Source organism: Paracoccus sp. S4493, from assembly GCF_000967735.1.
Taxonomy (GTDB): domain Bacteria; phylum Pseudomonadota; class Alphaproteobacteria; order Rhodobacterales; family Rhodobacteraceae; genus Paracoccus; species Paracoccus marcusii.
This window is the reverse complement of the sequence record NZ_JXYF01000306.1, coordinates 1-520: the sequence shown is the minus strand read 5'-3', so window position 1 is coordinate 520 and position 520 is coordinate 1. Positions and strand designations below refer to the sequence as shown.

General features: G+C 71.2%; 1 protein-coding gene and 1 pseudogene. Both read right to left on the bottom strand.

Annotated elements, in window-relative coordinates:
* Positions 1 to 314 (bottom strand): SDR family NAD(P)-dependent oxidoreductase (locus TW83_RS17340; RefSeq protein ID WP_045984038.1); only part of this gene is annotated, 314 nt, incomplete at its 3' end.
* A pseudogene (locus TW83_RS21370) lies at positions 298 to 520 on the bottom strand (ribulokinase); the annotation flags it as partial. The pseudogene TW83_RS21370 and the gene TW83_RS17340, both read right to left, overlap by 17 nt.

The window sequence follows — 520 nt, the reverse complement described above, 5'->3', positions numbered from 1 at the left end:
AACGCGCTGCGCAGGTTGATGTCCATCACCGTGTCATAGCCCGCGTCGGTCAGATCCAGCAGCCCCTCCAGCACGTTGGTGCCGGCGCAGTTGACCAGGAAGTCGCAGGTCCCGGCCCGGCCCATGGCATCACGCGCGGCCGCGGGGTCGGACAGGTCGGCCACGATGGCCCGGGCGTCCAGGCTGTCCAGATCGGATTGCGTGCGGCTGATGGCCGTGACCCGCGCGCCGCGTTCGGCCAGCAGGATGGCGGTGGCCCGGCCGATGCCCTTGCCTGCGCCGGTGATGATGACGGATCTATCCGTGAAGGGCATCGTGGTCTCCTCTCAATGCGGCGTCGATGTCGCCGCGCAGGTCGCGGGCGGTGGCCTGAAGCGTCAGGAAGGCCCGATGGCGCGCGGCGTGCAGCCGCTGGCTGTCGGGGTCGGGATGATGGGTGGTCAGGACGCGCGACATGGCGGGCATGGCCGATGCCAGGTCGGGGAACACCCCGCCCGCGACCGCGCCCAGCATGGCCGCG